The following is a 22,875-nucleotide window of genomic DNA, read 5'->3' as shown; positions in this document are numbered from 1 at the left end:
CCCGCCAACCCATGCACTACCCTGCCGGCTATGCGCTATCTTTCGGCAGATGTCGGCGGCACGTTTACCGATCTCGTCCTGATCGATTCCGATCGCGTCCATCTGGACAAGGTCGCGTCGACCCCGGGTAGTGCCGATGCCGTGCTGGAGGGGATTCGACGTGTCACCGACAGCGCCGGTCTCAAACCTTCCGATGTCGATCTTTTCGTGCACGGTTTCACGGTCGGCACCAACGCGTTCCTGACGCGCAATGGCGCGAAGGTCGCGATGGTGGTGTCCGACGGCTTTCGCGATGTCTTGGAGATCGGCGATCAGTTGCGGCCGCATCTCTACCGGATGACCCAGACCAAACCGCTGCCAGTCGTGCCGCGTTCGCGCGTGGTTGAGGCCGTGGAGCGTCTGGACGCCTTCGGCAAACCGGTGACCGCGCTCGGCGAGGACGAGGCGCGCCGGGTCGCTGAGGAGACCGCCGCACTGGACCCGGAAGCGGTCGCCGTTTGCCTCGCTTTTTCGTATCTCGATGCCGGGCCGGAGGAGATGATCGAGCGGCATCTGGCCGAGCTGTTGCCCGGCGTGCCGATCTATCTCTCCAGCCGCGTCAACCCGCAGATCGAGGAGTACCCGCGGGCCAACACCACGGCCGTCGCCGGTTATGTCGGACCGGTGGTCGATCGCTACGTCGCGACCCTTGATCAGGCGCTTGCCGGCGACGGTGTCGCCGCGCCGCTGCGGCTGATGCGCAGCGACGGTGGTGTCGCGACGCCGGAGGCGGCGCGTCAAAACCCGGCGGCGATGTTGCTTTCCGGGCCTGCGGGCGGCGTCATTGCAGGCGCCGCCATGGCTGGTGAGCTTGGTGTCGCCAATCTCGTCACCTTCGACATGGGCGGCACGTCGGCCGACTTCTCCGTCGTCGCCGATGGCGAGCCCCGTATGGTCATGGGACGCGAGATTGACGGCCAGCCGCTGCGCCTGCCGACGCTCGACATCGAGACCATCTCCGCTGGTGGCGGCTCGATCGCGCATGTCGATCTGGGTGGCGGCTTGCGGGTTGGGCCGCAGTCGGCGGGCGCCGATCCGGGTCCTGCCTGTTACGGCCAGGGTGGCAGCGACGCGACGGTGACCGATGCTGCCGTTGTGCTGGGCATTCTCGACCCTGATGAGTTCCTCGGCGGTGAGATGGCGCTCGATGCCGATCTCGCCCGCCGCGCGGTGCAGGAGACGATCGCCGAACCGCTGGGGCTGTCTCTGGAGGAGGCGGCGCTGGGCATTGTGCGTGTTGCCAATGCCGGCATGATCCAGGCGATCCGCAAGCTCTCCGTCGAGCGCGGCCTCGATGTCCGCGACTTCGCGTTGCTGGCTTTCGGCGGCGCGGGGCCGATCTACGCGCCCTTCATGGCGCGCGATCTCGGCATGGCCGAGGTGTTGGTGCCGACATCACCCGGTGTTTACGCCGCCCAGGGCCTATTGATGTCCGACATTCGCCACGCCCGCCAAGCTGCCTGGCAGCGGCGCTTCGCCAAGGTCGACGAAGGCGAGTTGACGGAACGGTTGCTGGCGCTGAAGGCGGAACTCGACGGCGCGCTGGCCCGCGACGGTTTATCGGAAGGCGACCGCTACTTTCGTTTCGCCGCCGATATGCGCTGCGTCGGTCAGTTCCACGAACTTTTGGTGACACTGCCCGAGCCGGGCGCGGTCGGCTGGTGGCGGGCCGACGATATCGCGGCCGCGTTTCACCGCCAGCACGAGCGCGCCTATGGCCACACCGACGAGACGGTGCCGGTCGAGTTCGTCAACCTGCGTGTCGATGCCTTCGGCCGCACGCCCAAGGCGGCGTTAGCCAAGGCGGACGGCATGACGTCGGGTTCTCCGAAACCGGCCGGGCATCGTCCGGTATGCTTGGACGCAGCCAAGGGGTTCGAAAACATGCCGGTCTACCGTCGTGAGGACGTATGTCCAGGCCACGAGATCGACGGGCCCGCCGTTATCATCCAGCGCGATACCACGACCGTGCTGCTACACGGTCAGAGCGCGACGGTCGCGCCGACCGGTGTCATCCGCATCAAGGTGGCGTCATGACAGACCACGCCGCTGAGGGGAGAACGACCATGACCGCCATCGATCCGATCAGCCGCGATGTGTTCCAGCACCAGGTCGCCGGGATCGCCGAGGAGATGTCGATGGCGCTACGCCGAGCGGCGTTCTCGTCAATCATCTGGGACATGTACGATTACGCCTGCGGCCTCTTCACGCCCGACGGCGACATGCTGAGTCAGGCCGAAACCATTCCCGCTCAGCTTGGCATCATGTCGACGGCGATCGGCTACATGTTCAAGACGATCCCGCGTGAGGACTGGAATCCCGGCGACATCATCGTGTGCAACGATCCCTATCACGGCTGCACGCACACCATGGATATCTGCCTTTTCAGCCCGGTATTCCACGATGGCGAGATGATCGCGATCACCTCGACCATCGCCCACCACGTCGATATCGGCGGCAAGGTGCCGGGTTCGGAAGGCCCGGACAATCTAGAGGTGTTTGCCGAGGGCATTATCTTGCCGCCGCTTAAGTTGATCGAGGCGGGCAAGCCGAACCAGGCGATCTTCGACATCATCGCCAATAACGTTCGCGATCCCGACGGTTCCGCCGGCGACCTCCGCGCCCAAATTGCCGGCTGCCGCACCGGCGAACGGCGTTTGTCGGAGCTGGCTGAGCGCTACGGCAACAGGGGTTTCGCTGACCTGTGTCGGGCCTGCCTCGACTACAACGAGACGTTCATGCGCCGCGCTATCGAGGCGATCCCCGACGGCACTTATGACGCCGAAGTTTTCATCGAGGACGACGTGACGACGGATCAACCGAACCGCCTGCACGCCGCCGTCATCGTCACCGGCGACGCGCTGACTGTCGACGTGACGGGATCGGAGGATCAGCGGGCCAACGGACTCAACTGTCCGGAGGCCTCAACCCATTCCATGATCCACTACGCCGTCAAGTGCATCGTTGCGCCGGAACTGCCGCAGAACCAGGGCAACGACCGGCCGGTCACGATCGCGACGCGCCGGGGTTCAATCTTCGATCCGATCCGTCCGGCCGCCGTCTCGGTGCGCCACATCACCCAGCAGGCCCTGGCCGACGTGGTCCTGCGTGCGCTGGCGCCGGTCGGTGGTGAAAATGCCGCGGCGGCGTGCCAGACGTCGTTCCCGTCCTTTGTCCTGGGCGGCTTCGACGATCGACCGGAGATGGCGAACGATGACGGCAGCCAGCCCTACTACATCATCGCGGACATTCTGGGCGGCGGCATGGGCGGCGGTCCGAAGGCCGACGGGCTGAGCGCGGTGGATACCCACGGCGGCAACTGCGCCATTCTCTCGGCTGAAATCATGGAAACGCTGTCGCCGGTCCGGGTGCAGCGCACGGAACTTGTCGAAGGTTCCGGCGGTGTCGGCCAACACCGTGGCGGACTCGGCATCCAGCGCGACTTCGAGGTGCTGGCGGAAAGCGGCATTCTGACCGGCTATTGCCAGGAGACCCGCGATGACACCGCGCCGTGGGGCTATGCCGGCGGCGGTCCCGGCGGCAAGGCGATGCTGATCAAGAATCCGGAGACGGCGAACGAAGAGAACCTCGGCAGCAAGATCGTCGGACTGCTCCTGAAGCGCGGCGACGTGCTGCGCACGAGGGGTGCGGGCGGCGGCGGCTGGGGCGACCCGGCCAAGCGCGACCCGGCGCTCGCCCAACGCGACCGTGCCGAAGGGTACGTTTGAACCCTGACACCACTTTCTTTGTTGTCGGCCGCCTTGGCCTGTACGATCCCACGTAGGCGTCACCGCGCCTGCCGTATTTTTGATCCAATCACCGTCGAGGGGCCGGGACCATGACCTTCCAGATCGCCGAGCGCTGGTTCGAGCGCAAGAAGATCGACGACGACATCACACTGATTTGGGAGCCCCATGTCGATCCGCTCGGCCGCTGCAACATCTGGCATGTGCGGGGATCTGAGACTGACCTACTGGTCGATACCGGCATGGGCATCAAGGAGCTAAGACCCGCGATCCAGGATCTCTTCGGCAAGGGTGTGATCGCGTTTGCGACGCACACCCACTTCGATCATGTCGGCGGGCTGCACGAGTTCGAGAACCGTATCGTCTCCAAACATGAGGCCGCGATCATGGAGGATGCGGATAATCGCTTCTCGCTCTATCGCGAAGACATGGACCCGGAGATCGTCAAGTGCATTGAAGACTCCGGCTACAAGATATCCGATTGCCTGATCGATGCGCTGCCGCACCCGGGCTACGACGCGCGCGCCTATCGCGTCGAACCAGCCAAGCCGACCCGCGTGGTCGACGAAGGCGACGAGGTTTCGATCGGCAACCGCAAGTTCGAAGTCCTGCATTTGCCGGGACACTCGCCCGGCAGCGTTGGTCTGTGGGAAGCAGCGACCGGCACGCTCTTCTCCGGTGACTCCGTCTATGACGGACCACTGCTCGACATGCTGCCTGAATCCGATATCCCGACCTACATCAAGACGGTCGAGCGTCTGATGGAACTGCCGGTCACCGTGGTCCACGCCGGCCACGACCCCAGCTTCGGCCGCGAGCGCCTCGTCGAACTGTGCCGCGGCTATCTGGAGATGCGCGCGGCGGCTTAGGGAGAGAACGCTCATGGCCGGAGACATGATGGCGGGCAAGGTCGCCCTGGTGACCGGTGCCGGCCGCGGTATCGGGCGCGAGATCGCGTTGTTGATGGCGCAAGAAGGTGCTGCTGTCGTGGTCAATGACCTCGGCGCGTCGCTCGATGGCGCCGGCGCCAATGAGGGGCCAGCCGCCGAGGTCGTCGCTGCGATCAAGGACGCCGGTGGTCGGGCGGTGCTGAACGCCGATAGCGTCGCCGACGCCAAGGGCGCCGAACGCATGATCGCGGCGGCGCTGGATGCCTTCGGCCGCATCGACGCGGTGGTCAACAACGCCGGTATTCTGCGCGACGCCATCTTTCACAAGATGAGCCATGCCGATTTCGAAGCGGTGATCGATGTCCACCTGCGTGGCAGCTTCAACACCAGCCGCGCCGCCGCCGCGCATTTCCGCGAGCAGGGCTCTGGCGCCTTCGTTCACTTCACCTCCACATCCGGATTGATCGGTAACATCGGTCAGGCCAACTACGCGGCGGCCAAGATGGGTATCGTCGGCCTGTCGCGCGGCATCGCGCTCGATATGGCGCGCTTCGGCGTGCGATCGAACTGCATCGCGCCGTTCGCCTGGTCGCGCATGATCGGGTCGATCCCGACGGAAACCGAGGACCAGAAGGCGCGGGTCGATAAGCTGAAATCGCTGACGCCGGCCAAGATCGCGCCGATGGCGGTGTTTTTGGCGTCCGACGCGGCGTCCGACGTGTCAGGCCAGATCCTTTGCGTCCGTGGCGACGAGGTGTTCCTGATCAGCCAGCCCCGGCCGCTGCGCTCGCTGCATCGCGACGGCGGCTGGACGCCTCAGGCGCTTGCCGATCAGATGCTGCCGGCCTTCAAATCCGATCTCTACGATCTCGACGTTTCCGGCGACGTCTTCTCGTGGGATCCCGTGTGACCGTCGATCCCGGCAAGGTCGCATCCTTCGAGATCGCGCCGTACGAAAGGGGTCATGCCGCTGACGATAGCGTGCTTTATCACCTCGGCCTGGGTCTCGGGCATGATCCCGTCGACCGCAACGTCCTGCCGTTCGTTTACCAGGACTGGGGACCGCGGGTGCTGCCGACTTTCGCCACGGTCATCGGCGATTCCAACCATTGGCTGAGCGACCCCGCGCTAGGTCTAGGGGCCGCGCCGAATGTGCACGGCGACGAGACGATCACCCTGCACGCGCCAATCCCCGCCGAAGGCACAATCAAGGGACAGAGCCGCGTCGTTGGCCTCTATGACAGGGGTTCGGGAAGCCACGCCATTCTGGTCATCGAAGAGGAGATGGTCGATGCCGATTCGGGGCAGGCGCTTGCGACGTTGCGCCAGACCGATGTGTTGATCGGTGCTGGCGGCTTCGGCGGCCCACCGCCACCGGTGCCGGAACGCGCGGCGATGCCCGATCGCGAACCGGATGCCATCCACGAACAGCCGGTTGCGGCGCAGGCGGCATTGATCTACCGCCTGTCGGGCGATCACTACGCGCTGCACGTAGAGCCGAAGTTCGCCCGCGATGCCGGGTTCGATGGGCCTATCCTGCACGGTCTGGCGACCTATGGCATCGCCTGTCACGCGGTCGTTGCCTGCTGCTGCGACCATGAACCCGAGCGCGTTCAGCGTTTCCATGGCCGTTTCAGCGCCCCGGTCTATCCCGGTGACAGATTGCGCACCCTGATCTGGCGCGACGGTTCGGCCGTTTGGTTTGAAACCCGCGCGGCTGGCCGCGACATCGTCGTGTTGGCCAATGGTCGCGCCGACTTGAAAGGACATGCCGGTGGCCATTGACTACGAATCCCTGAAGGCTTGGTCGTTTCCCGAGGAAACGCGGACCTGGACCTGGCAACAGACAGCGCTCTACGCGCTGGGCGTCGGTGTCGGTCACGATCCGGTCGACGAGAACGAACTCCGCTTCGTTTACGAAAAGGAGATGAAGGCCTTGCCGACCATGGCGGTGGTTCTGACACCGCCGGGGTTCTGGCTGCGTGATCCCAAGACCGGTGTCGATTGGAAGAAGGTCGTCCACGGCGAGGAGAGCCTGACGCTACATCGCGCGATCCCCGCCGAAGGCACGTTCCTGACGCGCAGCCGGGTCGAGGAGATTATTGACAAAGGCGAGGGCCGTGGTGCGCTGCTTTATATGCTGCGCGACATCATCGACGCCTCGACGAACCAGCCGGTCGCGACCATCCGGCGCACGACGTTCGCGCGCGGCGACGGTGGCTTTGGCGGGCCGTCCGGTCCGGTGCGCCAGCCCCATCCGATGCCCGAACGCGATCCCGATCACGTCTGCGATCTCCCGACTTTGCCGCAGCAGGCCTTGCTCTACCGGCTCAATGGTGACGATAACCCGCTCCATGCCGATCCCGACGTTGCCAAGGCGGCCGGTTTCGACCGTCCGATCCTGCATGGGCTCTGCACGTTCGGTATCGCCGGGCATGCGGTCTTGAAGACCCTGTGCGACTATGACCCCACGCGCCTCAAACGGTTCGACGTGCGGTTTTCCGCGCCGGTGTTCCCCGGCGAGACGATCCGCACAGAGCTGTGGGTCGACGGCACGACCGTGTCGCTGCGCGCGCGCGTCGACGACCGCGATGCCGTCGTCTTGAACAACGGCTTGGTGGAACTGGCGTCATGACCGGGCCGGACGCACAGTACGCCGCCTACCTGGAAGCCGGAGCCCTGCACATCCAGCAATGCGGCGGGTGCGGACGGTATGTCTTCTTCCCGCGCATCCTGTGCCCCTATTGCGGCAGCGATGACCTGACGTGGCGGCAGGTGTCCGGCAGGGGCACGGTCTATGCCACAACGGTCATCCGCCGCCGACCGGAACAGGGTCCGCCCTACAACCTCTGCATGGTCGACCTGGAAGAAGGCGTCCGGCTGACCAGTCGCGTCGAAGGGCTGGCGCCCGAGGACGTCGAGATCGGCATGTCGGTCACGGCTAGGATCACGAAGCAGGACGGCGAACCCTTCGTCGTCTTCGATCTGGCATGAGCTTGCGCGGCAAGACCGCGGCGGTTGGTGTCGGCCTGGCCGGCCTGGGTGAGGCGCCGGGCTTCAGCCATCTCGATCTGACCGCGATGGCGGTCAAGGATGCGCTGGACGATGCCGGCCTGACGCTTGGCGATGTCGACGGATTGTTCACCGCCAATCTGCAGAACATTTTTGCGCCACTGAATGTCGGCGAATACCTGGGCATCAGGCCCAAGGTCAGCGACGGCACGCAGATTGGCGGGTCGTCGCCGGTCGCGCACCTGTTGTGGGCCGCCTTGGCGCTCGATGCCGGTTTGTGCGATGTCGCGCTTATCTGCTACGGCAGCAACCAGCGCAGCGCTGCCGGTCGCCTGGTATCGCCGTCGACCGGCGAACCGTTGATTTACGAGACGCCTTATGGCCCGCGCTATCCGATCAGTTCCTATGCGCTTGCGGCGTCGCGTCACATGTATGAGTTCGGCACGACACGTGAGCAACTGGCCGAGGTCGCGGTCGCCGCGCGTCAATGGGCGGCGCTCAACTCGGACGCCATGATGCGCGATCCCCTGACGGTCGATGATGTCCTCGCCAGCCGCTTGGTTTGCGATCCCCTCAGCGTGCGCGATTGCTGTCTGGTAACCGACGGCGCCGGCGCGATCGTTCTGACGCGTGCCGACCACGCCGGCGATCAGCCGAAACCGCCGGTTTATCTGTTGGGTGTCGGTCAGGCGCACTGGCACCGCCAGATCTCGCAGATGCCCGATCTGACGGTGACGGCGGCAACGGAAAGCGGCGTCCGGGCATTCGCCATGGCAGGCTTGTCACCGGCCGAGATCGATGTCGCCGAACTTTATGACGCCTTCACCATCAACACGGTTCTGTTCCTGGAGGATCTCGGTTTTTGCGCCAAGGGGGAAGGCGGTCCCTTCGCCGCCAGCGGTGCCATCGCGCCGGGCGGCAGTCTGCCGGTCAACACCAATGGCGGTGGCCTGTCATGCGTGCATCCCGGCATGTACGGCATCTTCACCGTCATCGAAGCCATACAGCAACTGCGTGGCGAGGCGGGCGAGCGCCAAGTCGGTGGCACCGAGACGGCCGTCAGTCACGGCAATGGCGGCCATCTGTCGAGCCAGGTGACGGCAATCTGGGGCAACGCCGCCACGCTGTGATGCCTGGACCGTGGCGGCCCGCCGTGTTGATATCCTTCTATCGGACTGAGGAGGAGCCATGGACGGGTACAACTATTCGGTCTTTGCGCCGACAGACGAGGACATGGAGAAGTTCTCGCGTTTCTACGAGGCGCCGAACGCCGGGACCGTCGCGCCGGACTTCGCGCTCGACGATCTGGCGACCGGCGATACCGTGCATTTAAAGGAGCTGTGGAAGCGCGACGCCGTCATCATGGAGTTCGGCAGCTACTCCTGAGCCTACTGCACCATGGCGGCCGCGGCGATGGAAGACATCGCCGGCCGGTACGCCGATCGGTCCGTGCGATCGGTCTTCATCTATGTGCGCGAGGCCCATCCGGGTGAATTCCTGCCACCCCATGACTCGATGGATATGAAGCGCGAGCACGCGCGTGCCTTCGTTGGGGAACAGAACATCCAGCGTCCGGTGTTGATCGATACGCTCGACGGGGCCTGCCACAACGGCTACGGCCAGTTGCCGAACATGACGTGGATCGTCGGCCGTGGCGGCCTGATTTTGTACAAGGCCGCCTGGACGCGACCGGATGATGTCGAGGCGGCGCTTGAGGAAAGCCTCGGCGGTTACATGCGCCGGCGCAAGGAGCAACTGATGCCGGCCTATTCGGAGCGCATGATTTGGCGTGCCGAAGAGAACGAGCGGTTTATCGAGATCGGCAAGCGCGCGGGACCCCAAGCGATCGCCGATCTGTTCGGCGAGGAGGCGGCCAGGAGAGCCTTTGAAGACTAGTCCGATCACGCGGCTCGGCGCCGTAGTCATTGCCTTGGCTTCTTTGATTTCCGGTCCGACCGCTTGGGCCGATCATGGTGACATCGCGGCGCGCTACGTCATTGTCACCTATGATCCCGTCAACGAAGAAACAACCACCCTCGCCAGGGTGATCTTGGAGGGCACTGGTCTGGCGTGTCCCGCTTTCCAGCGTCTTGACCAGAATGGTGACGTGGATGGAACGCTCAACTCGACAACGCGGGACAATCCCGATGAGGAGGCTTTTCCGGTAACCGTGTGCGAGGCGGTCATGCCACTCGGGGTCCGCGCCGCGATCGACGGGGTGGTACTGCCCAGCTACACGTCTGAGCCCGAACGTTTGGTCGTTATCGGTGACAGTGGTTGCGATGGGGGCGCCACACAGGACTGCGCTTCGGAGTGGCCGTTTGCCGGCATCGCCGCGCACGCGGCTGCGGGCAATCCCGATCTGGTCATCCATGTTGGCGACTGGAACTATCGCGGTACGCCGCAGAAGGAAGTCGACGGCCAGACGACCTACGACAGCTGCATGCCTCGACCTGGCCGGCCGTGGGTCAACACGACGGCCGGCGATACATGGCAGACATGGTGGCTGGATGTTTTTGAGCCCGCATCGGCGCTGATGGCGACTGCGCCTTGGGTGATCGCGCGCGGTAATCATGAGCTTTGCAGCCGTGCGGGGCGGGGATGGTTTTATCTCCTTGATCCCCGCTCGGTGTTGCTCGATCCCTATCGTGCCCTGCCGGTTTGTGACGCCCTGACCGTGCAGACCGGCGCCTATGCGCTCGACCTAGGGCCGATCCGCGTCGTCATCATGGATTCAGCCAATGCCTGCGACGAAACGGCGTTCCAGGACGAGGCGTCCTTCGCGTATCAGGCGCGCGTCTACGCCCAACAATTCGACCAGGTCGCCGCGCTCGCCCGTGGCTCGGAGAAGCCGGTCTGGCTGATCACGCACCATCCCATTTGGACAGCGGTTCACTATGAAGGCGAGTCGGAGGTTGTGCAGCTTAACGCGGCGCTGCAGCGCGCACTCAAACAGTCTCTGATGTCATCGTTGCCGCCGTCCATCACGCTGGTGCTGAGTGGCCATGTACACGAGTTTCAGGCGGTCACGTTCGATGATGACCGTCCGCCGCAGCTTATTATCGGCAATTCCGGTGGTACACTGGACATCAATCTTCTGAACAGTCCTTACGAGACCGATGTCGACGGCGAGCCGGCCTCCGTGCTGTCACTGTCGGCCAACATCAGTCCGGACCACTTTGGCTATCTCGATATGACGCTGAAGGCCGATGGCACCATGAAGGGCGAAGTGCACAGCTTCAGGCCGGACGGAACCGCCACAGGTCGCGTCATCGCCGTCTGCTCGCTGCCGGTGGGCTGGGACGGGGTCTGTCGGCTTGGCCCTTGAGGTGATTTCACAACCATAGATCGTTTGAGACGGGCCGAAGAGACCGGCTAGAGTGCGGACAACAGACCTCTACGGGATGATCGATGAGTCGAGACCCGCGCTACGACGTGTTGTTCGAGCCTGTTCAGATCGGACCGGTCCAGGCACGCAACCGCTTCTACCAAGTTCCCCACTGCAACGGCATGGGCGTGCAGTACCCAAGCGCCATGGCGGCGATGCGCGGCATCAAGGCCGAAGGCGGCTGGGCGGTCATCTGCACCGAGGAGTGCGACTTTCACGCCACCGGCGATGTCACGCCGGCGATCGAGGCGCGGTTGTGGAGCGAGCAGGACATTCCGATCATGGCACGCATGACCGAGGCGGTGCACCGCCATGGCGCGCTTGCAGGCTGTGAACTGGTCTATGGCGGGCCGGCCGGCCACAACCGGCTGTCGCGCGAGATTGTGATGGCGCCGTCCGCCATGCCGGTCTTCGGCAGCGAGCCGGGCCAAGCGCGCGCCATGGACAAGACCGACATCAAGAACTTCCGGCGCTGGCACAAGCAAGCGGCGCTGCGTGCCCGCGACGCTGGTTTCGATATCGTCTATGTCTACGCGGGCCATAACCTGTGCTTGATGCAGCATTTCATTTCGCGCCGCTACAACTTCCGCACCGACGAGTACGGCGGCAGCATCGAGAACCGCACGCGGCTGATGCGCGAGGTGATCGAGGATACCAAGGAGGCGGTCGGCGATACCATGGCGGTCGCGGTGCGTTTCGCCGTCGATGAATTGGCTGGCGATCAGGGCATCGTGGCGAAGGACGATGGAACGGCCGTCGTCGAGCTGCTTGCCGAATTGCCCGACCTCTGGGACGTCAACATCAGCGAATGGGACAACGACTCCCAGACCGCGCGGTTCGCCGAGGAGGGGTTCCAGGAGGAATTCATCGGCTTCGTCAAGAGCAAGACGTCGAAGCCGGTGGTCGGTGTCGGCCGCTATACCAGCGCCGACCGCATGGTCGGTCTGGTAAACAAAGGCGTGCTGGACATGATCGGCGCGGCGCGCCCGTCGATTGCCGATCCGTTCCTGCCGAAGAAGATCGAGGAAGGCCGTATCGAAGACATCCGCGAGTGCATCGGCTGCAACATCTGCGTCTCCGGCGACTACATGTTCATGCCCATGCGCTGCACCCAGAACCCGACCAAGGGTGAAGAGTGGCGTCGCGGTTGGCATCCCGAGCACATCGCGCCGCAGGAGAGCGACGACAGCGTCCTGATTGTCGGCGCCGGCCCGGCCGGGCTTGAATGCGCCCGCGCGCTGGGCCAGCGCGGCTACGCGGTGTCGTTGGCCGAGGCCGAAACGGAGTTGGGCGGCCACCTGAACAGGGTCAGTCAGCTTCCGGGACTGTCGTCGTGGGCACGTGTGCGCGACTATCGCATTGGCCAGATCCAGAACATGACGAACGTTGAGGTCTTTCTGGACAGCCGCCTGAACGCCGACCACGTGCGTGAGTTCGGTTTCGACCATGTGGTCCTGGCGACCGGGTCGTCGTGGACACGTGACGGTATCGGCGAAACCCATCGACGCGCCATAACCGGCTCAGACGGCAATCACGTCTTTTCGCCAGACGATGTTATCGCCGGCGCTGCCATGACGGGCCCTGTCGTGATTTTTGATGACGAGTACTACTTCATGGCGAGCGTCCTGGCGGAGAAGCTTCGCGCCGACGGTCACGAGGTCGCCTATGTGACACCGGCCGCCGATGTCGCGACCTGGACCCACAATACCATGGAACAGGGGCGCATCCAGGCCCGCCTCTTGGAACTGAATGTCGCCGTCTACACAGCGCAAAGCGTCGCGGCCATCGCAAATGGCGGCGTGGAGTTGGCCTGTGTCTATACTGGTCGCCGTCAGAACGTATCGTGTGGCAGCGCTATCCTGGTAACCATGCGTCGGCCGGAAGATAGTCTTTATCACGACCTGATGGCCGACTCCGATGCCCTCGACTCCGCCGGCATTCGCTCGGTAACGCGCATCGGCGACTGCCTGGCACCTGGCCTGATTGCGACTGCCGTCTATAGTGGCCACAAGTACGCCCGCGAGATGGATGCGCCGCCTTTGATCGACGAGGTGCCGTTCCGGCGCGAGGTGGTGGAACTCAGCAACGACTGGCCGGTGAACTGACCATGACACGTGACCCCCGCTACGACATTCTTTTCGAGCCGGTCCAGATCGGGCCTGTCACCGCACGCAACCGGTTCTATCAGGTGCCCCATTGCAATGGCATGGGCCGTACCTTTCCCTCCAGCATGGCGCGCATGCGCGGCGTCAAGGCCGAAGGCGGTTGGGCGGTCATTGCGACCGAGCAGATCGATATTCACCCGACGGCGGACATCACCCCGGCAACCGAGGGCCGCCTGTGGTCGGACGAGGACATCCCCTACCTCGCGCGCATGTGCGATGCGGTCCATGAGCATGACTCGCTGGCCCTGATCGAACTGACCCACAACGGCAAGTTCGTCACCAATGCCTATAGCCGCGAGGTGCCGATCTTCCCGAGTCACATGCCGGTCGTCGGCACGTTCCCGGTGCAGGCGCGCGCCATGGACAAGCAGGACATACGCGATTACCGCCGCTGGCACCTGGACGCCGTGAAGCGTTCAAAAAAGGCGGGCTTCGACATCGTCTGCTGCTACGCCGCACACAATCTGTCGCTCGCCGGCCAGTTCATGCTGCGTCGCTACAACCACCGCACCGATGAATACGGTGGCAGCCTGGAGAACCGCGTGCGCCTGTTCCGTGAGATCACCGAGGAAGCAAAGGATGCGGTCGGCGACACCATGGGTGTCGTCGCACGTTTCGCGGTTGATGAACTGCGTGGCGCCGACGGTATGGAATGGGACAAGGAGGGCCGCGAGATCATCGAGATGCTGGCCGAATTGCCCGACCTGTGGGACGTCAACGTTGCCGAGTGGCACAACGATTCGCAGACCAGCCGTTTTTCCGAGGAAGGGTTCCAGGAACCGTTCATCGAGTTCGTTAAGAAGGTGACGACCAAACCGGTCGTCGGCGTCGGACGTTACACATCTGCCGACCGCATGGTCTCCGTCATCAAGAAAGGCATCATGGACATGATCGGCGCGGCGCGCCCGTCGATCGCCGATCCCTTCCTGCCCAAGAAGATCGAAGAAGGGCGCATCGAGGACATTCGCGAGTGCATCGGGTGCAATGTCTGCGTCAGCTGGGACATGTCGACCGCGCCCATGCGCTGCACCCAGAACCCGACGAAGGGCGAGGAATGGCGAAAGGGTTGGCATCCCGAGCGCATCGAGCCGAAGTCGACCGACGATACGGTGTTGATCGTCGGCGCCGGGCCGGCCGGTCTTGAGGCCGCGCGCGCGTTGGGCCAGCGCGGCTATGACGTGACGCTGGCGGATGCCGCGGATGAGCCGGGCGGCCGTGTGACCCGAGAAAGCAAATTGCCGGGATTGAGCGCGTGGGCCCGAGTTCGCGACTACCGGACCTATCAGCTCCAGCAAATGCCCAATGTCATGATGTATCCGGGAAGCGCGTTGGACGCGGCGCAGATCAGGGAGTTCGGCGCATCAAGCGTGGCCTTGGCGACCGGCGCGACGTGGCGTCGCGACGGCTTTGGGCGCGCCCACCAGTTTCCGATTCCCGGCACCGACGGCGCCAACGTTTTCACGCCCGACGACATCATGGCCGGTACCACGCCGGAGGGACCTGTCCTCGTCTACGACGACGACCATTACTACATGGGCGGCCTGATCGCCGAGAAGCTTCGTGCCGATGGTGCCGACGTTGTCCTCGTGACGCCTGAGGCAAAGGTCTCGGCCTGGACCGATCAGACTCTGGAACAGACGCGTATCCAGGCGCGCTTGATGGAGATCGGGGTCGACATCATCCTCAGCCACACCCTGCGCGTCATTGGCAATCGCGATGTCACGCTGGCGTGCGGCTATACCGAGCGTGAACGCTCGGTGCCGGCGTCCGCCGTCGTGATGGTAACGTCGCGAGAGCCGATCGATCAGGTCTATTGGGAGCTGGTGGCCAATCAAGAAGGCTTGGCCGATGCCGGGATTACGTCGGTGCGCCGTATCGGTGACTGCTATGGTCCGGCGACAATCGCGGCGGCGGTCTACGAAGGGCACCGCTATGCCCGTGAACTCGGCGCGGAACCCATGGGCGACATTCCCTTCCGCCGCGAGTTGACCGCGCTATCGGCGGATTTCTGACCGGCAGGCGCACCGCTTCGTCGTGGCGACTAGGAGGCGTTGATGCTCGTCAGATCGGTCCACACGATCTTCACGTGCGGGAGGTCGTGGCCAAAGATCGGCTTCGTCTTGGTTTCGGCTTCCTGGCCGCCAATTCTTCCGTAGAACGCCCGTGCGCGCCGGTTGTCCTTGAGCACCCAGAGATGGGCGGACGCATGGTCGCGTTCGATGAGCTCAGACGCCGCGTGCGCCATGAGCTGCCGACCAAGGCCGCCTGAGCGGCGTTCCGGCAGCACATGCAGATTGTCGATGAACGGGTCGGGCTCACACCACACCGCGATAAAGCCGACGATATCCGGGTCCTCAAGGACCAACACGACATCATCCTTGGTAACGACCCTGTCGTGCCACTGTGTGGCGAGGTCATTGCCGACGTCGTTGCCCAAATAGGCCGCGGGCAAGATATCGCGATAGGCTTCGCGCCAACTTGCCGCGTGAACGGTCGCGATGGCTGCTTTATCGGATTCTGTGGCCGGTCGTATGATCATGGCGCGGCTCAACGATGAACGTTCAGGCGGTGTAGTCGCAACCGCTAGATTGTTATCGTGACAATGCCGCCGGGATCCTGTCAGTGTGTCGCGTGAGCTGATGTGGCTGCTTGGACCACGGAGGTCCGCGCAGTCAGGTTGCCGTGGGGGGACGGCCGGATGAACTTGTCCGTACTGGGACTGCTCTTTGTCATCATGGTCGATGTCGCGGGTCAGGGGCTGATCCTGCCGATCATCAATACGTTGGTGATGGATCCCGGTACAGGTCTGTTGTCGCAGAGTGCGTCGACATCAGAGCGCCATTTCAGCTTTGGTCTGGTCATCGGTGTCTTCTACCTCTCCTGGTTTTTGGGCGCGGTCTACATCTCCAAGCTCTCCGACAGCATCGGACGCAAGAACGGTATCCTGATCTGCCTTGCCGGCGCGTTTGCCGGTTACGTGCTGACCATCCTTGCCGTCATGGTCGGCAGCCTGTGGCTGATGGTGCTGGGACGTGTCATCACTGGCTTCACGGCCGGCAGCATACCGATCGCCCAGGCGTCGCTGGCGGACCTCAGCGATGACGATGCGATCAAGACACGCAACATGGGCTACAGCGTCGCGGCCTTGAGCATCGGACTGGTCGCTGGCCCGATCCTGGCTGGCGTCCTGTCCGACACGGCGCTGCTTGGCGGTATCGCCTCGCTTAATCTGCCGTTTTACGCTGCGATGGTGTTGGTACTGGTCGCGGCGTTCCTGATCGCCTTCTTCTTTGATGACAAGCTAAAGGAGCGGGCGCCGCTCAAGATCGGTCCGCTTGACGTGTTCCGTTTGCTTTGGCGGGCGACGCAAAAGGCCGCTGTGCTGCGCATTTCGTTCGTCTTCTTTTTCTTCATGTTCGTCTGGAACACCTGCTTCGTCTTTGTCGACAACCTGCTGTCCAGCCGGTTCGCCATCGGCACGCTGGGTACAAGCATGGCGTTGCTTGTCTTCGGCGCCGCGCTCATCGTGTCGAGTTCGTATCTGGTCGCCATCGCCAACGACCGCTTCTCGAAGTTGACCATCGTCGTTGGCGCCGGAGCCGTCATGCTGCTGGCGACGACCGCGATTGCATTCGCACCGTCACCGGCTGTCGTCTATGTCGCGATCGTGCCGTTGGCGATTGGCTTCGCTATCGGATACCCGTGCCTGCTCAGCCTCTATTCGGCCAGTGTCGACGCCAGCGAACAGGGCTGGGTGATGGGCGTGCAGACGGCGCTGTGGACGCTGGGCGCGGGCCTGACATCCCTGATCGGCGGTGAACTGACCGCCATCGACATTCGATCGCCATTCTTTCTCGCGATGGGATCAGGGCTTCTGTCTTTGATTTTGATTGCCCTTGTCTGGCGGACGCCGGCCGTGAGAGCGGTCCTGCGGCCGGAGCAGGGCGGTTCATGATCTAACAGCAGCGCGCAGGGCCCCAATGTCGCGCAGATAGGGCAGCCGGGCCTGCATCGCGGTTACGCGTTCCATATCGAGGTCCGCGACGATGAGCTCTTCGTCGCTGCCGGCACGCGCCGCGTCGCTGCCGTCGGGTGCGGCGATGCAGCTCGCGCCCAGATAACGCGCGCCGTTCTCGACGCCCGCATGGTTGGCATAGAGCAGCCAGACACCGTTCTCAAATGCCCGGGTCGGCATGAGTTGCATCGCCACCGACCGCCATTGTTCGGCCAAGGCGGTCGGCGCGACAATGACATGGACGCCTGCTTCGGCGGCGGCGCGCACAGCCTCGGGAAACTCGGCCTCATAGCAAATCAGGGCGCAGCACCGGACATCGTCCAGAGAGAACACAGTCATGGTATCGCCGGGTGCAAAGTGCTCGGGCTCCATGCCGGGCGGCAGGACGGTTTTGCGGTGGTTCGCCACGAGTTCCCCGGTCGCGCCGATTACGGCCGCCGCGTTGTAAACGGTGTCGCCGTCGCGCTCGGGATAACCATAGACGATTGCGGTGCCTTGTGCCCGGGCAACCTCACCCATCGCCGTCATGACCGGTCCACCGCGTGGCTCGGCGCGTTCGTGCAGCAGCTCACCGACGTTATAGCCGGAGGCGAACAGTTCCGGGCAGACGACGAGATCGAGGTCACTGCCATCGATGGCAGTGCGTAGCCGATCTACGCGCTCGCGCGGCGTCAAGCCGGCGCAGGCGCCCTGATAGATCCCGGCGCGCATCGCCTAGCGATCCACTACCAGGATTTCGCGCGGGTACTCGGTCAGATAATCCGCGCCGGTTTCCGTCACCACAATGGAATCACCGATGCGCCCGCCGAGCTTGCCATCAACCGATATGCCGCCGTCGACGGCAAAGGTCATGCCGGGCTGCAGAATGGTGGTGTCGCCTGCCTTGAGCTCCGGTGCCTCCAGATACGACATGCCGATGGAACGGCCGGTGCGGTAACCGGTCTCGTAGCCCCTGTCTTGGTAGACCGCGTTGGCGGCATCGGCGACCGATTCGGCCGTCACGCCAGGCTTGATGGCACCGATGGCGGCCTGTTGCGCGTCGATGGCGCATTGCTGGACCCTGATGGCGTCGTCCGACACCTGCTTGACGAAAAACATGCGGTCGAAGCCCAGTTTGTAGAGCTTGAATTGCGCCATGTTGCAGAAACAGAAGTAGACGGGATCGCCCTTCTCCAGCGGCTTCACACTGGCGCGCCGGTGAACCATGGAGGTGTCGCGGCCGGACTGCATGATCTGAAGATTGTGGATCATGGGCGATATGAAGGCGTCCCAACCCTTCGCCGTCAGAAAGCCGGCCGCCGCGCGCGTCCCGGCGTTGATGACCGCGAGCGCCGCCTCGTATTCCGGCGCGCCCTCGGCAAGCGCGCCTTCGGCGGCCGCCATCATGGCGCCGGCGATTGTGCCGGTCTGGCGCATGACCTCGACCTCTTCCGGCGATTTGATCATGCGCATCGCGCCGAGTTCGTCGGAGACGTCATGAAGCACTGTGCCGGGCAGGCATTCGTCGAACCAGTTGCGCACGATCGCCGGCAGCGCGGCGGCCTCGATGCCGACGCGGCCGGGTCTCTCGCCCAACGCATCGCGCAGCACGTTCTCCCAGCGGCGCGCGCCCGCATCCTCCCAGGTTTCGATGGCCTCCACCCAGGTCATGGCCGACACCATTTCGCTTTCCATCAGCGGCGTCACAACGACCGGCGGCGCGTCGGGTCGGACAAGCAGAAAGGTCGGACGGCCGAACTCCACTGACAGATAGCCCCAGAAACCGGCGAGATAGGCGATCGAGCTCTCGTCGGTCATGACCGCGACGTCGATACCGGCGTCTGCGAGCCGTTTCTGAAACGCGACTGTCCGTTGGCGTGCTTGGTCGAGCATGGTGTTGGTCCCTGGCGGCATAGGTGCGTTCAGTCCGTATCGATGACGAGCGACGCTTCGGCTTCGATCAGATCCCAGTCTACATCGAGGCCCAGACCTGGACCCTCCGGTGCGCTGACGCACCCGTCGGCTTCAATTCGTATCGGGTTGGCGCAGGCGTATTCGTAGTGTTCGACCGGAACCGGCTGTTCGAAATAGGTGCAGCCGGCGACGCCCAGCATGACGTGCAGGTTTGCCGCCTGACTGAGCGGGTAACCATAACTTTGCAGTTCGGTTTTCATGCCGTTGGCCTCGGCCAGCGCCATCACCTTCATGGTCACCTGAATGCCGCCGACATTCGTGGGATCACAGCGCAGGCGAGACCAGGCGCCGCGCTCGATCGCTTCGGCCATGTCGGAGAGCTCGACAATCGTGTTGCCGGCGGCGAGAACATCGACACCAACGGCGCGCCTTAGTTCGGCATAACCGTCGAGGTCCGTATCGGTCAGTGGCGCCTCCAGCCAGTCGCAGGGCATGTTGGTCAGTGCGCGGCCCAGTGTCACCGCATCATCGAAGTCATAGCGCTGCTCAAGATCGACCATGAAGCGCAGTCCGCTCGAATCGAATGCCTTAGACACCGCCGCTGTCATCTCCAGATCGAATGTGGGATCGCATTGGGTGTGGAACTTAACCGCCGGGAAACCCAGCCCCTGGACCAACCGGCAATAGTCGAGATACTCCTCAACGGTTTCGTACACCGGGCTGCTGGCGTAAGCGGGGATCCGCTCGCGTTGACCGCCCAAGAGCCGGAAGAGCGGCATGCCGGCGGCGCGCCCGAAGGCATCCCACATCGCGATATCCAGCAGCGACTCGGGATCGGGAACGGGCGCCGATCGTTTGGCCAACAATGCCGCGGTAACCGCGTCGCGCTCGAGCAGGCTGCGACCCAAGACATCACCGACGATAGGGCGAAAGGCCTCGGCATAAGCGTGTTTCCCGTCAACCGGATCACCGGAATCGGCGCCGGATGCGCCTTCAATGCCGCCACGGGTCGTCAGCCGGACGACATGGTGGTGCATGGTGTAGTGGTCTTCTGTCCCGGTGAAGCGGTACGGCGGTGTGACATCGGGTGCGACGACATAGACGCGCACGCGCGTGATTTCCAAATCGTTCTTATCCAAACGCGTCATGCTGCCTCACGCAGTGTATCGAAGTATGCGAACGCATCGTTTTCGACTCGTGTCCAGTCGATGTCGAGTCCCAGGCCGGGCCCATCGGGGGGCGCGATCTCTCCCGCCTCATTGATGCGTGGCGGCTCGTTCATCTCGTATTCGTAGTCGGTCTCAGGGACTGGTTGTTCGAAGTACTGACAGTTGCCGAGACCGAGCGCCATATGCAGACAAGCAAGCTTGCGACCTTCAAAGCCATAACTCTGCAGTTCGACTGTCATGCCATGACTGTTAGCCAGCGCCATCGCTTTGCGCGCCGGACCGATGCCGCCGGCATGGGTCGGGCCTGTGCGCAAATGGGTCCACGCAGCAGACGCGATGCCGCCACGAAGGTCATCCAGTCGGGTCAGCGTGTTGCCCGCGGCCAATACGGGCACATCAACCGCACGACGCAACGTCGCATAAGCGTCGAGATCACGGTCGGGCAGGGGCGCCTCGAACCAGAGATAATTGCGTTCGGCGAGTGCCTTGCCGACACGAAGGGCGCTATCGAGATCGTAGCGTTGTTCGACATCCAACATGAACCGCATGTTCCGGCCGTGGGCCGCATCGACCGCCGCGACCATCTCCAGATCCCAGTCGGGATCACAGCGGGTGTGTAGTTTGGCGGCGCGGTAGCCGCGCGCCTTCAAGTCGCCGACAAAGCTGACGTAGTCATCGACCGCGTCAAAGACAGGCGTGCTTGCATAAGCGGGCATGCGATCAGCGGCACCGCCAAGCAGCCGGTGTAGCGGTAGGCCCGCGGCCTTCGCCGTAAGGTCCCATAGCGCAATGTCGATCAGGGATTCGGCCAGGTGCCGCGGATCGTGGGAATAGCGCAGCAGCCGGTCGTTGACCGCTTCACGCTCCAGAGCTGACGCGCTCATAACCGATGGCGCGAGGTCGTTCAGCCGATCGAACAGGCTTCGATCAGCCTTGCCTGTCGGTTCTCCCGGTTGGCCCTGCGGCACGTTCGACGTGTTGCTGGCAACGCCCTCCAGGCCATTGCGCGCCGTCAGTCTAAGGATGTTGTCCGTGACCCGAACGAAGCCGTCCTGCCCGGACCAGCGGTACGGAGGTGTTGACCTGGGCGCGACCGCATAAACGCGCGCGCGAACGATATCGAGATCGCGTGTCAAAGAGTGGACCCCCCGGACGATCCTTAACGTCCGGGGGATCCTACAGACCTCGGCGTCCGCGCGACAGTGGCTAGGTTACCGGCCGGCGCTTCAGTGGTAACCGATGATGTGACGGCTTCCCGGCACGATATAGGGGTTGCCGTAGCGATCGTAACACTGCGTCCCGCCGATCACCACGCGGTTGCCGTAGCTGTCATAGCTGTGTTTGCGCACCGAATGGCAGGACCGTTGGTAGCTGTTGTAGCCGTGATTGTTGTAGCCATGATTATTGTAGCTGTTGCCGTGGTAGTAGTTCTTCCCGTGACCATAACCATGATTGCGGTTGTTATGGCCGCCATAGCCGAAGAAATAGGAATAGCCCGGCGAATAGCCGTAGTTGAAGTTGCCTGCCGAAGCGGCGGCAGGTGCCAGCAGCAGGCCGGCAAGACCGGCTGCCAGCAGCAGGCGAAGACGGTGACCCATTACGCATTCCCTCGTTTCGTTACCCCCACCCGCTAGAACGTCCATGGTCCGGTGGACCATACGGCGTTGCTCTAGGCCTCACCGAGACGTGATGGGCGGCTCATCTGCCCTTGAAGTCCGGTTGGCGCTTCTCGGCAAAAGCCCGCGCGCCCTCCATGAAATCGTCGGAGAAGAGCATCCGCTCATAGGTCGGTAAGCCGCTCTTGCCGGTGCCGCCGCCTTTGATGGCACGATGGGTGACCTCGAACGACTCGGGGAGCGAGAGGTGCATCATGGCGCCGAGTGCTTCCTTCAGCGCCTGTAGGGCGAGCGGCGCGCCTTCGGCAATCTCGTCGGCGAGGGCACGCGCGCGATCCATCAGCTGGTCGTGCGGCACGACGTCATGGACGAGACCCCAGTGTTTGGCTTCTTCCGCCCCCATGCGCCGCCCGGTCAGGAACAGCTCCACGGCAACGTTATAGGGCAGGCGCCGGGGCAGGCGTTGGATTGCGCCGGCATCGGGCAGGAAACCGCGCTGCATCTCGGGCAAGAAGAACTCGGCATTGTCGGCGGCAACCAAGACGTCGCAAGCCAGCGCGATCTCGAAACCGCCACCCACGGCAATGCCGTTAACGGCGCCGATCACCGGTTTCGTGAGATCCCAGAACTCGACAATGCCGGCAAAGCCGCCGGGCAGTCCGTCGGCCGAGGCGAGAGCATCGGCGTTGTCGTCGATCGCCGCAATCTCCTTCAGATCCCAGCCCGCGCTGAAAACCCTGTCACCGGTCGCCGTAACAAGTCCGACGCGCAGTTCATTATCATCTTTCAACCGGCACAGTGATCGGTACATCTCATCGCTGAACTGCCGGTTGATGGCGTTGACGGGCGGCCGATCCATGGTGATCTCCAGAACCCGTCCTCGTTGGCTGGCGTGGACATACTCGTTCATGACATCGATCCTTTGCTTAGCAATACGTCAGC

At 63.6% G+C, this 22,875-nt stretch carries 21 protein-coding genes; 14 read left to right on the top strand and 7 right to left on the bottom strand.

Annotation, left to right across the window (positions count from 1 at the left end; translation table 11 throughout):
• Positions 1–30 precede the first annotated feature (30 nt).
• The 13 genes from AAF563_15970 (at position 31) to AAF563_15910 (ending at position 15,252) form a co-directional block, all read left to right on the top strand.
• Entirely contained in the window at positions 31–2,076 is a 2,046-nt protein-coding gene (locus tag AAF563_15970; GenBank protein ID MEM7122778.1) for a hydantoinase/oxoprolinase family protein, read from the top strand.
• A 29-nt stretch (positions 2,077–2,105) separates the two neighbouring features.
• The gene (locus AAF563_15965; protein ID MEM7122777.1) at positions 2,106–3,767 is read left to right on the top strand and encodes a hydantoinase B/oxoprolinase family protein; all 1,662 of its coding nucleotides are present in this window, start codon (positions 2,106–2,108) and stop codon (positions 3,765–3,767) included.
• Positions 3,768–3,877: 110 nt separating this feature from the next.
• Complete coding sequence (locus AAF563_15960; GenBank protein ID MEM7122776.1) at positions 3,878–4,654, top strand: MBL fold metallo-hydrolase; 777 nt, start codon at positions 3,878–3,880, stop codon at positions 4,652–4,654.
• A 25-nt stretch (positions 4,655–4,679) separates the two neighbouring features.
• A complete protein-coding gene (locus AAF563_15955; GenBank protein ID MEM7122775.1) occupies positions 4,680–5,585 on the top strand; it encodes an SDR family NAD(P)-dependent oxidoreductase in 906 nt (301 codons plus the stop codon).
• Positions 5,582–6,460: a MaoC/PaaZ C-terminal domain-containing protein gene (locus tag AAF563_15950; GenBank protein MEM7122774.1), complete on the top strand. Its 879-nt coding sequence runs from the start codon at positions 5,582–5,584 to the stop codon at positions 6,458–6,460. The genes AAF563_15955 and AAF563_15950 overlap by 4 nt, the downstream gene beginning before the upstream one ends.
• Complete coding sequence (locus AAF563_15945; GenBank protein MEM7122773.1) at positions 6,450–7,310, top strand: MaoC/PaaZ C-terminal domain-containing protein; 861 nt, start codon at positions 6,450–6,452, stop codon at positions 7,308–7,310. The genes AAF563_15950 and AAF563_15945 overlap by 11 nt, the downstream gene beginning before the upstream one ends.
• A complete protein-coding gene (locus AAF563_15940) occupies positions 7,307–7,669 on the top strand; it encodes an OB-fold domain-containing protein (protein MEM7122772.1) in 363 nt (120 codons plus the stop codon). Before AAF563_15945 ends, AAF563_15940 begins: the two co-directional genes overlap by 4 nt.
• A complete protein-coding gene (locus AAF563_15935) occupies positions 7,666–8,817 on the top strand; it encodes a thiolase (GenBank protein ID MEM7122771.1) in 1,152 nt (383 codons plus the stop codon). Before AAF563_15940 ends, AAF563_15935 begins: the two co-directional genes overlap by 4 nt.
• Before the next feature lie 58 nt (positions 8,818–8,875).
• Complete coding sequence (locus tag AAF563_15930) at positions 8,876–9,073, top strand: hypothetical protein (GenBank protein ID MEM7122770.1); 198 nt, start codon at positions 8,876–8,878, stop codon at positions 9,071–9,073.
• 12 nt (positions 9,074–9,085) lie between these two features.
• Complete coding sequence (locus tag AAF563_15925; protein MEM7122769.1) at positions 9,086–9,583, top strand: hypothetical protein; 498 nt, start codon at positions 9,086–9,088, stop codon at positions 9,581–9,583.
• Complete coding sequence (locus AAF563_15920) at positions 9,573–11,015, top strand: metallophosphoesterase (GenBank protein ID MEM7122768.1); 1,443 nt, start codon at positions 9,573–9,575, stop codon at positions 11,013–11,015. The genes AAF563_15925 and AAF563_15920 overlap by 11 nt, the downstream gene beginning before the upstream one ends.
• A gap of 83 nt (positions 11,016–11,098) precedes the next feature.
• The gene (locus AAF563_15915; protein ID MEM7122767.1) at positions 11,099–13,180 is read left to right on the top strand and encodes an FAD-dependent oxidoreductase; all 2,082 of its coding nucleotides are present in this window, start codon (positions 11,099–11,101) and stop codon (positions 13,178–13,180) included.
• Positions 13,181–13,182: 2 nt separating this feature from the next.
• Positions 13,183–15,252, top strand: coding sequence for an FAD-dependent oxidoreductase (locus AAF563_15910; GenBank protein ID MEM7122766.1), 2,070 nt, complete (start codon positions 13,183–13,185; stop codon positions 15,250–15,252).
• 29 nt (positions 15,253–15,281) lie between these two features.
• On the opposite strand, the gene AAF563_15905 is transcribed toward AAF563_15910, so the two are convergent.
• Positions 15,282–15,779, bottom strand: coding sequence for an N-acetyltransferase (locus tag AAF563_15905; GenBank protein MEM7122765.1), 498 nt, complete (start codon positions 15,777–15,779; stop codon positions 15,282–15,284).
• A gap of 159 nt (positions 15,780–15,938) precedes the next feature.
• Here AAF563_15905 and AAF563_15900 point away from each other — a divergent pair, with 159 nt between their 5' ends.
• Entirely contained in the window at positions 15,939–17,195 is a 1,257-nt protein-coding gene (locus AAF563_15900; protein ID MEM7122764.1) for an MFS transporter, read from the top strand.
• Here the strand turns inward: AAF563_15900 and AAF563_15895 are convergent.
• From AAF563_15895 to AAF563_15870, 6 genes are all read right to left on the bottom strand, one after another.
• Entirely contained in the window at positions 17,190–17,966 is a 777-nt protein-coding gene (locus AAF563_15895) for a carbon-nitrogen hydrolase family protein (GenBank protein ID MEM7122763.1), read from the bottom strand. The genes AAF563_15900 and AAF563_15895 overlap by 6 nt on opposite strands.
• A 3-nt stretch (positions 17,967–17,969) precedes the next feature.
• Positions 17,970–19,127, bottom strand: a complete 1,158-nt coding sequence (locus tag AAF563_15890) for a Xaa-Pro peptidase family protein (protein MEM7122762.1) — start codon at positions 19,125–19,127, stop codon at positions 17,970–17,972.
• A 29-nt stretch (positions 19,128–19,156) separates the two neighbouring features.
• Positions 19,157–20,296, bottom strand: a complete 1,140-nt coding sequence (locus tag AAF563_15885; GenBank protein MEM7122761.1) for a mandelate racemase/muconate lactonizing enzyme family protein — start codon at positions 20,294–20,296, stop codon at positions 19,157–19,159.
• Entirely contained in the window at positions 20,293–21,453 is a 1,161-nt protein-coding gene (locus AAF563_15880) for an enolase C-terminal domain-like protein (protein ID MEM7122760.1), read from the bottom strand. The genes AAF563_15885 and AAF563_15880 overlap by 4 nt, the downstream gene beginning before the upstream one ends.
• A 90-nt stretch (positions 21,454–21,543) precedes the next feature.
• Positions 21,544–21,915, bottom strand: a complete 372-nt coding sequence (locus tag AAF563_15875; GenBank protein ID MEM7122759.1) for a hypothetical protein — start codon at positions 21,913–21,915, stop codon at positions 21,544–21,546.
• A 100-nt stretch (positions 21,916–22,015) separates the two neighbouring features.
• A complete protein-coding gene (locus tag AAF563_15870; GenBank protein MEM7122758.1) occupies positions 22,016–22,843 on the bottom strand; it encodes an enoyl-CoA hydratase-related protein in 828 nt (275 codons plus the stop codon).
• Positions 22,844–22,875 lie beyond the last annotated feature (32 nt).

The organism is Pseudomonadota bacterium, assembly GCA_039028155.1.
GTDB lineage: Bacteria > Pseudomonadota > Alphaproteobacteria > SP197 > SP197 > JANQGO01.
Note: the sequence above shows the minus strand (reverse complement) of the source record. Positions and strands in the feature narration are given on the sequence as shown.

What these genes read in the sequence shown, in the direction of transcription:
- AAF563_15885 (MEM7122761.1), bottom strand. Translation starts at nt 20,296, where the DNA reads ATGACGCGTTTGGATAAGAACGATTTGGAAATCACGCGCGTGCGCGTC.
- AAF563_15960 (MEM7122776.1), top strand. Translation starts at nt 3,878, where the DNA reads ATGACCTTCCAGATCGCCGAGCGCTGGTTCGAGCGCAAGAAGATCGAC.
- AAF563_15875 (MEM7122759.1), bottom strand. Translation starts at nt 21,915, where the DNA reads ATGGGTCACCGTCTTCGCCTGCTGCTGGCAGCCGGTCTTGCCGGCCTG.
- AAF563_15925 (MEM7122769.1), top strand. Translation starts at nt 9,086, where the DNA reads ATGGCGGCCGCGGCGATGGAAGACATCGCCGGCCGGTACGCCGATCGG.
- AAF563_15940 (MEM7122772.1), top strand. Translation starts at nt 7,307, where the DNA reads ATGACCGGGCCGGACGCACAGTACGCCGCCTACCTGGAAGCCGGAGCC.
- AAF563_15900 (MEM7122764.1), top strand. Translation starts at nt 15,939, where the DNA reads ATGAACTTGTCCGTACTGGGACTGCTCTTTGTCATCATGGTCGATGTC.
- AAF563_15910 (MEM7122766.1), top strand. Translation starts at nt 13,183, where the DNA reads ATGACACGTGACCCCCGCTACGACATTCTTTTCGAGCCGGTCCAGATC.
- AAF563_15955 (MEM7122775.1), top strand. Translation starts at nt 4,680, where the DNA reads ATGATGGCGGGCAAGGTCGCCCTGGTGACCGGTGCCGGCCGCGGTATC.
- AAF563_15895 (MEM7122763.1), bottom strand. Translation starts at nt 17,966, where the DNA reads ATGCGCGCCGGGATCTATCAGGGCGCCTGCGCCGGCTTGACGCCGCGC.
- AAF563_15930 (MEM7122770.1), top strand. Translation starts at nt 8,876, where the DNA reads ATGGACGGGTACAACTATTCGGTCTTTGCGCCGACAGACGAGGACATG.
- AAF563_15905 (MEM7122765.1), bottom strand. Translation starts at nt 15,779, where the DNA reads ATGATCATACGACCGGCCACAGAATCCGATAAAGCAGCCATCGCGACC.
- AAF563_15935 (MEM7122771.1), top strand. Translation starts at nt 7,666, where the DNA reads ATGAGCTTGCGCGGCAAGACCGCGGCGGTTGGTGTCGGCCTGGCCGGC.
- AAF563_15915 (MEM7122767.1), top strand. Translation starts at nt 11,099, where the DNA reads ATGAGTCGAGACCCGCGCTACGACGTGTTGTTCGAGCCTGTTCAGATC.
- AAF563_15970 (MEM7122778.1), top strand. Translation starts at nt 31, where the DNA reads ATGCGCTATCTTTCGGCAGATGTCGGCGGCACGTTTACCGATCTCGTC.
- AAF563_15870 (MEM7122758.1), bottom strand. Translation starts at nt 22,843, where the DNA reads ATGAACGAGTATGTCCACGCCAGCCAACGAGGACGGGTTCTGGAGATC.
- AAF563_15965 (MEM7122777.1), top strand. Translation starts at nt 2,106, where the DNA reads ATGACCGCCATCGATCCGATCAGCCGCGATGTGTTCCAGCACCAGGTC.
- AAF563_15890 (MEM7122762.1), bottom strand. Translation starts at nt 19,127, where the DNA reads ATGCTCGACCAAGCACGCCAACGGACAGTCGCGTTTCAGAAACGGCTC.